This is a genomic window from Streptomyces lushanensis, assembly GCF_001700515.1.
Lineage (GTDB): Bacteria > Actinomycetota > Actinomycetes > Streptomycetales > Streptomycetaceae > Streptomyces > Streptomyces lushanensis.
This window is the reverse complement of record NZ_MAUD01000289.1, coordinates 1-8,333: the sequence shown is the minus strand read 5'-3', so window position 1 is coordinate 8,333 and position 8,333 is coordinate 1. Positions and strand designations below refer to the sequence as shown.

Sequence of the window (8,333 nt, the reverse complement as noted above, 5' to 3'; positions counted from 1 at the left end):
CAGCGCGGACTCTCCGGTACATGCCGTCGTACGAGCAGGATGACCAGACCGAGGACCACGCCGAGTCCGAAGGCGACGCGCCAGCCCAGGTTCTCGGGGAGGAGCGCGGTGTTCAGCATCAGGATGGAGAGCAGCGAACCGGCGACGGCGCCCAGCCAGAAGCTGCCGTTGATGATCAGATCGACCCGTCCCCGGTACTTGGAGGGGATCAGCTCGTCGATGGCCGAATTGATGGCCGCGTACTCACCGCCGATACCGAAACCGGTGAGGAAGCGGAAGACGAAGAACCACCAGGCCTCGAAGGAGAGCGCGGTCATCGCGGTCGCGCCGAGGTAGACGGCGAGAGTGACCATGAAGAGCTTCTTGCGGCCGTAGCGGTCGGTGAGCCTGCCGAAGAACAGCGCGCCGACACACGCGCCCGCCACGTACAGGGCGGCGGCAACTCCGGTGACCTGCGCCGATGTGATCGACAGTCCGCTGCCCGCCTCGGACAGACGGCCCGCGATATTGCCGACGATCGTCACTTCGAGGCCGTCGAGGATCCATACCGTGCCGAGACCGACGACGATCATCCAGTGCCAGCGCGACCAGGGAAGCCGGTCGAGCCGAGCCGGTACGGCCGTGGTGACGGTCCCCGTCGCACCGGTGGGCGGTGTGGTTCCCGACCCGGGTCGGGCTGGCGTCGCCATCGCTTCCCTCCTCGTCCCTCGTCCGTTCCCGCTTGTCCCGGCAGCCGGTCCTGACACACCGGGACCGGCCCGAACCGCGGGCCGATCGCACCAATATCCGCCAGGTGCCCGCGCCACGCGGGAATAGACGCGGCTGGGCAGGGCCGGGTGACAAATCCGCTCCCCCGCGCGTGCGCCCGTGCACGCGTACGTTGGAAGAGAAGGCAGAACGCAGGCGCGGAGGGGACGAGCAAGGGGCGGACAGCGATGTCGAAGACCGCTGAGGACAAGCACGGCACAGTCATCGTGACGGGCGCGAGCCGGGGCATCGGCGCCGCCATCGCCACAGAACTGGGCGAGGCCGGATACGGCGTCGCCGTCAACTACTCCTCCCACGAGGAACCCGCCGAGGACGTGGCCGCCGGCATCCGTGCGCGTGGTGGCCGGGCGAGCGCCATCCACGCGGACGTGTCGGTGCCCGACGAGGTGGCGGAGATGTTCGAACGTGCGGAGCGCGAGCTGGGTCCGCTGACCGCGCTGGTCAACAACGCGGGAACCACGGGCACGTCCGCCCCCTTCGACCTCCAGGAGGCCAGTGGACTGTCGCATCTGCTGGCGATCAATGTCCTCGGCCCGATGGTGTGTGCCCGGCACGCCGTCGGGAAGATGGCCACCAGTCATGGCGGCCGGGGCGGATCCATCGTCAACATCGCCTCGGTGGCCGCCCGTACCGGTGGCCTGCCGGGACTGGTGCCGTACGCGGCCACGAAGGGCGCTCTGGTCTCCTTCAGCCGGGCCCTGTCCAACGAGGTCGCCTCGGAGGGCATCCGCGTCAACAGCGTGTCACCCGGCATCATCGACACCGACATGTCCGCGGATCTGGAGAGTCCGGAGACCAAGGAGGCCGTGGCGCACAGCCCGATCGGCCGGCTGGGCCGTCCGGAGGAGATCGCGGACACCGTGACCTGGCTGATCTCGCCCGCCGCGTCGTTCGTCACCGGCAGCGACATCACCGTCTCCGGCGGTCGCTGACCATCACCGACGCAGCATCGCCGACCACCGCCGACGCAGCATCGGTCAGTACTGATCACTGCTGCCCCTCACGGTTGGCCCTCGCGCTCCCCCTCGGGCCTTCGGCCCGCGGTCTCCGGCGCGATCTCGGCGATGAGGTTCTCGACCCGCTTCCTGATCGCGTCCCTGATCGGGCGTACGGCCTCGACGCCCTGCCCGGCCGGGTCGTCCAGCGTCCAGTCGAGGTAGCGCTTGCCCGGGAAGACCGGGCAGGTGTCCCCGCAGCCCATCGTGACGCAGACGTCCGACTCCTTGACCGCGTCCACGGTGAGGACCTTCGGGACCTCGGCGGAGATGTCGATGCCGACCTCCGCCATGGCCTCCACGGCGGCCGGGTTCACGGTGTCGCCCGGGTCGGAGCCCGCCGAGCGGACCTCGACACGGTCTCCGCCGAGATGGGCCAGCCAGGCGGCGGCCATCTGGGAGCGGCCGGCGTTGTGGACACAGACGAACAGCACGGAAGGCTTGCCGGACATCGGAGGACTCTCTCACTTCAAACGCGCATCAGGTGGATTTGACATCAGCACCCGGTGGCGTCATCCGCCACTGATGTGACAGTATCAGCCCATGATGACATCAGTCGACACTGACCTGTTCCGGGTCCTCGCCGACCCGCTCAGGCTGCGGATCGTGACTTTGCTCGCCCAGGAGACTCTCTGCACCACCCATCTGGTGGCGGAGACCGGCGCCAAGCAGACGAACCTCTCCAACCATCTGCGCGTGCTGCGCGAGGCCGGAGTGGTGGACACCGAGCCGTGCGGCCGGTTCACGTACTACAAGCTGCGGCCCGAGGTGCTGGAAACGATGGCGGGCGCCTTCGCCGAGCTCGCCGCCACCGCCCGTGCCACCCGAGCCGCCGACACCAAGAGAACCTGTCCGTGACGGGCACCGAACCACCGTCCGCCGTCGCGCCCACCGGGCCCACCGGGCGTGGCAGGGGCACGGGGCCCGACCAGGACGCGGGGTCCGGCGACAACTCGATCGTCGCGAAGCTCTCGGCACTCGACCGCTTCCTGGCGGTCTGGATCCTGATCGCCATGGGCCTGGGTCTGGGCCTCGGCCGGCTGGTCCCCGGGCTGGACGGCGCGCTGGCCGCGGTGGAGATCGGCGGGATCTCTGTGCCCATCGCCGTCGGCCTGCTCGTCATGATGTATCCGGTGCTGGCCAAGGTGCGTTACGACGGACTCGGCGCGGTCACCGGCGACCGGAAGCTGATGGTGTCGTCGCTGGCCGTCAACTGGATCGTCGGACCGGCCGTGATGTTCGCGCTGGCCTGGATCTTTCTGCCGGATCTGCCCGAGTACCGCACCGGCCTGATCATCGTCGGCCTCGCCCGCTGTATCGCCATGGTCATCATCTGGAACGATCTGGCCCGCGGCGACCGCGAGGCCGCCGCCGTCCTCGTCGCGCTCAACTCCGTGTTCCAGGTCGTCGCGTTCGGCCTGCTCGGCTGGCTCTACCTCGACCTCCTGCCGAACCGGCTGGGCCTCGGCGACGGACAGAGTCTCGACATCTCCATGGGGAAGATCGCGCTGAACGTGGTCGTCTTCCTCGGCGTACCGCTGCTGGCCGGTTTCCTCACGCGGCGGTACGGCGAGAAGACCATGGGCCGGCGGCGCTACGAGTCGGCGTTCCTGCCGAGGATCGGCCCATGGGCGCTGTACGGGCTGCTCTTCACCGTCGTGATCCTGTTCGCCCTCCAGGGAGGCGCCATCACCTCACGGCCGCTGGACGTCGCCCGGATCGCGGTGCCGCTGCTCGTGTATTTCGCCGTGATGTGGTGCGGCACGTTTCTGCTCGGCAAGGCGCTCGGTCTCGCGTACGACCGTACGGCGACGCTCGCCTTCACCGCGGCGGGCAACAACTTCGAGCTGGCCATCGCGGTCGCCATCGCCACCTTCGGCGTCACCAGCGGCCAGGCACTCTCCGGCGTCGTCGGCCCGCTCATCGAGGTACCGGTGCTGATCGGACTCGTGTACCTGTCGCTGACCTGGCGCGGGAGGTTCCCCGGCCCGGCCTGAAAGGGCGTGGGGGTCCACGCCCGGCGCGTCGCCACAAGCGCGTCGCCACAAAAACGCAGGCGGCAACCTGCTCAGCTCTCGCCGTTCCGGCTGCTCATCTCCGCGACGATGTCCAGGAGCAGCTCGGGCGCATCGTGCGTAGCGGTGTGGACTTCGAGCAGGACCAGCCGGTCCGTGGCCTCGTCCGCCGCCGCCAGGGCCCGGTCCAGTTCGGCCGGTGTGGCCGCGCTCAGACAGAGCGCGTCACGGACGCCGAGCGCCGCCGGCAGCCGCTGCCAGTCCCACCGGGCGATGCCGTTGTACGCCGCCTCGGGGCCGTGGATGGCGCGTTCCACCGTATAACCGCCGTTGTTGACAAGGACGATGACCGGCGTGAGACCGTAACGGCCGATGGTCCCGAGTTCCTGCGCCGTCATCTGCGCCGAACCGTCACCGATGGCAAGCAGACAGCGCCGGCCGGGAGCGGCGAGCTGGGCGCCGAGCAGTGCCGGCAGGCTGTATCCGATGGAGCCCCACAACGGCTGTCCGATGAACCGGGCACCGGCCGGGAAGCGCTGAGTGCACAGACCGTAGTAGGACGTGCCCTGCTCGGCGACCACGGTCTGTCCTTCCTGGACCGTCCTGGCCAGCCGTGGCCAGAGATACGACTGGGTCAGTGGCTCGTCGGGACGGGGGCTCTTCTCGTCGGTCAAGGCTCGGCCGCCCGAAGACCCGCCGGCCGCGACTCCGGAGGCCGCGGCTCCGGAGGTACCGGCTCCGGCTGCGGAGGGCCCGGCCCCGGTGGCGGCGGCTTCGGCGGTGGAGACTTCCGGGACACCGGTGAACGCGTCGACAAGCGGTTTCCCCGCCACCACTCCCGTCAGCGCCTTCAACGCGACCCCCAGAGGCACGCCCGGGTACTCGACGCCGTCGACGAAGGCCGACTCCGGCTGGAGGTCGATTCCCCGGCCGGTATCGAAACCTTGGCTGAAACCGCCGCTCGTCGTGTCCGCCAGCCGCACTCCGGCCCGGATCAGGACGTCCGCGTCCTCGACGGTCCGCCGGATGCGCGGGTCGCCCAAGGCTCCCGAGTACACCCCCAGACTGGTGGACCGGCTCTCGTCGGCGACCGTCTTGCCCATGCAGAGCGTCGCGAACGGCAGCTGAGTAATGTCCAGCAGCTCGGCCAGTTCCTCGCGCGCGCCGAAGCGGTCCACCAGGAAATCCGCCAGCACGGCGGCGTTCCGCGCACCGGCCAGCGCCCGGCCCGCGGCGGTGGCGAACCGCTCCAGGGAGGCGGCGCCGACCGGGAAGGAGCGTCCCTCGTCCGGCAGCGGACGCGTGGGCGCGGCGGTCGGGGCGAGCGCGACGTCGGAGGCCATCCGCAGATACACGGGCCGCCTCTCCCGGAGGGCCGCCATCAGGACACGGTCGATCTGTTCGGCGGCGTCGGCGCGGGTGACGGTGGCCATGGCGGCGCTGACGCTCCGCTGGGCACGCGCGAAACGTTCGAAGTCACCGTCCCCGGCGGTGTGATGGACCAGCGCGCCGGCGCGTTCCGCCGCCGTGGAGGGGCTCATGGCGAGATGGACGACGGGCACGTATTCGGCGTAGCTGCCCCCCACTCCGTTGATGGCGCTCAGCTCCCCCACCCCGAAGGTCGTGAGCAGGGCACCGATCCCCCGGACCCGCGCGTAACCGTCCGCCGCGTACGCCGCGCCCAGTTCATTGGCGTTTCCCACCCACTCGATCCGGGGGTACTCCATCACCTTGTCGAGAAAGGCGAGATTGTAGTCTCCGGGAACTCCGAACAAATGGTCCACACCGAGCGAGGCGAGACGGTCGAGAAAATATTCGGCGATCGTGATGTCACGTGAGGTCATAGGTCCCACTCCAGGATTTCCCCCGGCCCGCGGTCGTGATCTCTCCCTCCACCGTCCGGGATCACACCCGTTCCCGGTAAGGGAGGAAGCGAGAATTCGCGTGCGGGTTTCCTGGGGAAACCCCAAGGTCAGGGCGGTGGCGCAGGCATGGAGATGGCACGGACGCGGGCCCTCGGCAGGAGATGTACGGTGATTCCACAGGCGCGCGCGGGACAGCGGCCGGGGACGTCGTGCGGATGTACCGGTGCGCCGGCGCGCCCGTACCGGTGAGGATCAGCACGCGAAACACGAGGCGACCATGATCGATTCATTGTTCCGGGAGATGATCGATGAATTGCCGTCCTTCGCGCCGAGAGTCACGGAAATGATCCGTACGGAGATGCCCCGGTACGCGGTCGTGCCGGAAAAGGAGCACATTCACGATGTGACGGTCCAGCTCCATGGGCTGCTGGGCGGACTGGAACGCGGAATCATGCCCTCTGCCGAATATCTCCGGGCGTCGTCGCGGCTGGGCGCGGCACGGGCGGTGCAGGGGCTGCCCGTCGAGACCGTCCTCGGCGCGTACCACATCGGCTACCGGGAGACCTGGAACGCGCTGATGCAGGGCGCCGTCCGCCGGGGACAGGAGTCGGTCGCCGAACTGGCCGGCCAGGTCACGACGTTCTGGACCTGGATCCAGGAACTGACCGACGCGGTGGCCGTCGCGTACGAAACGGTCCTCCGCTCGGAGCTGTCGGCGCAGGAGGAGCGGTACCGCAGGCTGATCGAGGCCATGGCCGCGGCCGATCCGGCCGACGAGGCGACGGTGACGCTGGCCCGTTCACTCGGCTACGACCCGGCCGGCGTGTTCCAGGCGTTCCGCGGGCGCTCCGCCGATCTGCCGAACGGCGGCCTGGAGCGGTTCCGTCGGCATGTCGCCACCGGGCCGGGCGTGGTGGTGGCCACGATGCACGGCGACGCGCTGTCGGTCCTGAGCCAGGGAGTGCCGGACGGGTTCATCCTGCGGTCACTCGGCCGGGCAATGGGCCAGGAGAGCGGTCCAGAGAGCGGTCCGGCCGACGCGCCTCTCGGCGTGGGCCTGCCGAGGACCGGGCTGTCAGGAGCCGCCGACAGCTTCCAGGACGCCGACGGCGCGCTGTCGCTGGCCCTGCGCCGGGACGGCGGCGGGGCCGTCCGCTACTCGGTCGCCTGGCTCCAGTCGAGCCTCGCGGAGCAGTCCCGCCGGCTGAGCGATGTGCTCGGCGTCGGCGCCCGTACCGCCCACGCGCACCCGCATCTGGCCGCAGCCGTGATCGCGTACGCGGACCACGGCTTCGTCCCGACCGCCGCCGCCCGCGCGCTGAACGTGCATCCCAACACGGTGGTGTACCGGCTGGACCGCTGGACGACGCTCACCGGCTGGGATCCCAGAACCCGGGACGGCCTGATGAGATCGCTCCTGGCCCTCGATCTCTACCCGGCCGGGCGCACACCCTGACCGGGCCGGTAAGGGCATCGGAGCCGGTGTCGGACCGTATCCGTCGGACGGTATCTGTCAGACCGTATGACGGACATGGGGAAGGGATCCGGGAGTCATGGCCGGGTCTGTCACGGTGGCCAGTTCTCTCGTGGCGGCCGGGGCTCCCCTGGTGGCCGGTCCCTCATGGCGAGGTGTCCCGTCCGTCCGACGCGCTCGGCCGGTGCCGCGTGGACCAGGCCGCCGTGGAGCGTCCGGCGGATCTCGCGCTCTCCCGTTCCACCACGTCCGCGAGCCGCGCGAGCATGCCGCGGTGACGGACCTGGAGGAGCGCGTCGATCACCAGGTTGTGGACCACACCGGCGAAGCCGCGCAGCGGATGCTCGTCGACGATCACCAGCGTCTCGTCGCCCCAGGACCGGATGTCGAAGGCGATACGCACCGTGCCGAACGGCCCGCTGTGCACCTCCAACTCCAGCCACCGCGGCGGCTCGTAACGCCGGACGACGGTCCGGCTCCGGAACGCCTTGGGCCCCACGCGCACCGTGTAGACGAGAGAGGAGCCGACCTCGGGCCACGGGCCTTCCCCGGGGACGGAACAGTCCGCGCCGACCACCCAGTCGGCGTAACGCGACGGATCTTCGAGGACCGCCCAGACCGCGGACGGCTCGCTGCGGATGAGTTGGTGCCGTACAGCCATGTGCCCTCCCTGGCGATTCGGCTGTGAGGGGTGAAAGGGGTGAGAGGGGTGAGAGGTGAGGATCGGTGAGTGGTGCGGTGTGCGGCGGCGCGGTGTGCGGGGGCGCGGTGTGAGTGCTGAGGCTGAGGGGCGCGGTGTGCGGGGCGCGGTGTCCGGTGTGCCTTCCGGGATCCGCTCGGCACCCTGGCCGGGTCTGTCATCTCCAGTGCCTGACCCTCCAGGTGTACTGGTCGCCGCCCAGCCACTGGACCACGGCCGGGTCGTCCATGTCCGCGCCCCTCAGCCCCGCCGCGAAGGCGTACGCGTAGACATCCTGGAGGGAGAACGCCTTGCCGGCGAGTTCACCGTGGACCTCCACCAGCCGGAACGGCGGATCCGCCTCCTGAACCGGCAGCACCACAAGCGGAGCGACACGGACCTGCGGGCTCTCGCTCTCGGTCATCGGATCGGCCTTCGGCTCAGGACCGAACGGTGTACGCGGCCCACGACGAGGCTCCGGCACCACGGCACGCGCGACCGTCGGCCGGGGCTGCGGCCCCGGCCGACGGTCGCGCG

General features: G+C 70.0%; 9 protein-coding genes. 4 read left to right on the top strand and 5 right to left on the bottom strand.

Translation table 11 applies throughout. The annotated features are described in order from the left end of the window. Positions 1-689 (bottom strand): MFS transporter (locus BFF77_RS22740; RefSeq protein ID WP_141698494.1); only part of this gene is annotated, 689 nt, incomplete at its 3' end. Between the two features lie 246 nt (positions 690-935). Here BFF77_RS22740 and BFF77_RS22735 point away from each other — a divergent pair. Beyond that, the gene (locus tag BFF77_RS22735; RefSeq protein ID WP_066952847.1) at positions 936-1,700 is read left to right on the top strand and encodes an SDR family NAD(P)-dependent oxidoreductase; all 765 of its coding nucleotides are present in this window, start codon (positions 936-938) and stop codon (positions 1,698-1,700) included. A gap of 68 nt (positions 1,701-1,768) precedes the next feature. Here BFF77_RS22735 and BFF77_RS22730 read toward each other — a convergent pair whose 3' ends face one another. Then, positions 1,769-2,215 (bottom strand): arsenate reductase ArsC, encoded by a 447-nt coding sequence (locus BFF77_RS22730; RefSeq protein ID WP_066952844.1) that lies wholly within the window; start codon positions 2,213-2,215, stop codon positions 1,769-1,771. Positions 2,216-2,306: 91 nt separating this feature from the next. On the opposite strand from BFF77_RS22730, the gene BFF77_RS22725 reads away from it, so the two are divergent. After that, entirely contained in the window at positions 2,307-2,621 is a 315-nt protein-coding gene (locus tag BFF77_RS22725; protein ID WP_066952842.1) for an ArsR/SmtB family transcription factor, read from the top strand. After that, the gene (arsB, locus tag BFF77_RS22720; protein ID WP_079125394.1) at positions 2,618-3,760 is read left to right on the top strand and encodes an ACR3 family arsenite efflux transporter; all 1,143 of its coding nucleotides are present in this window, start codon (positions 2,618-2,620) and stop codon (positions 3,758-3,760) included. The genes BFF77_RS22725 and arsB overlap by 4 nt, the downstream gene beginning before the upstream one ends. Before the next feature lie 71 nt (positions 3,761-3,831). Here arsB and BFF77_RS22715 read toward each other — a convergent pair whose 3' ends face one another. Then, complete coding sequence (locus BFF77_RS22715; RefSeq protein WP_066952840.1) at positions 3,832-5,622, bottom strand: alpha-keto acid decarboxylase family protein; 1,791 nt, start codon at positions 5,620-5,622, stop codon at positions 3,832-3,834. Positions 5,623-5,920: 298 nt separating this feature from the next. Between BFF77_RS22715 and BFF77_RS22710 the strand changes: the two genes are divergently transcribed. After that, on the top strand, positions 5,921-7,099 hold the full coding sequence (locus BFF77_RS22710; RefSeq protein ID WP_141698493.1) for a PucR family transcriptional regulator: 1,179 nt from the start codon (positions 5,921-5,923) through the stop codon (positions 7,097-7,099). Positions 7,100-7,262: 163 nt separating this feature from the next. On the opposite strand, the gene BFF77_RS22705 is transcribed toward BFF77_RS22710, so the two are convergent. Beyond that, positions 7,263-7,778 carry an SRPBCC family protein gene (locus BFF77_RS22705; RefSeq protein WP_066952836.1) on the bottom strand — a complete coding sequence of 172 codons (516 nt, stop codon included), beginning with the start codon at positions 7,776-7,778 and terminating at the stop codon, positions 7,263-7,265. 196 nt (positions 7,779-7,974) lie between these two features. Next, positions 7,975-8,333, bottom strand: a 359-nt coding sequence (locus tag BFF77_RS22700) for a hypothetical protein (RefSeq protein ID WP_245703652.1), incomplete at its 5' end; no start/stop codon positions are given.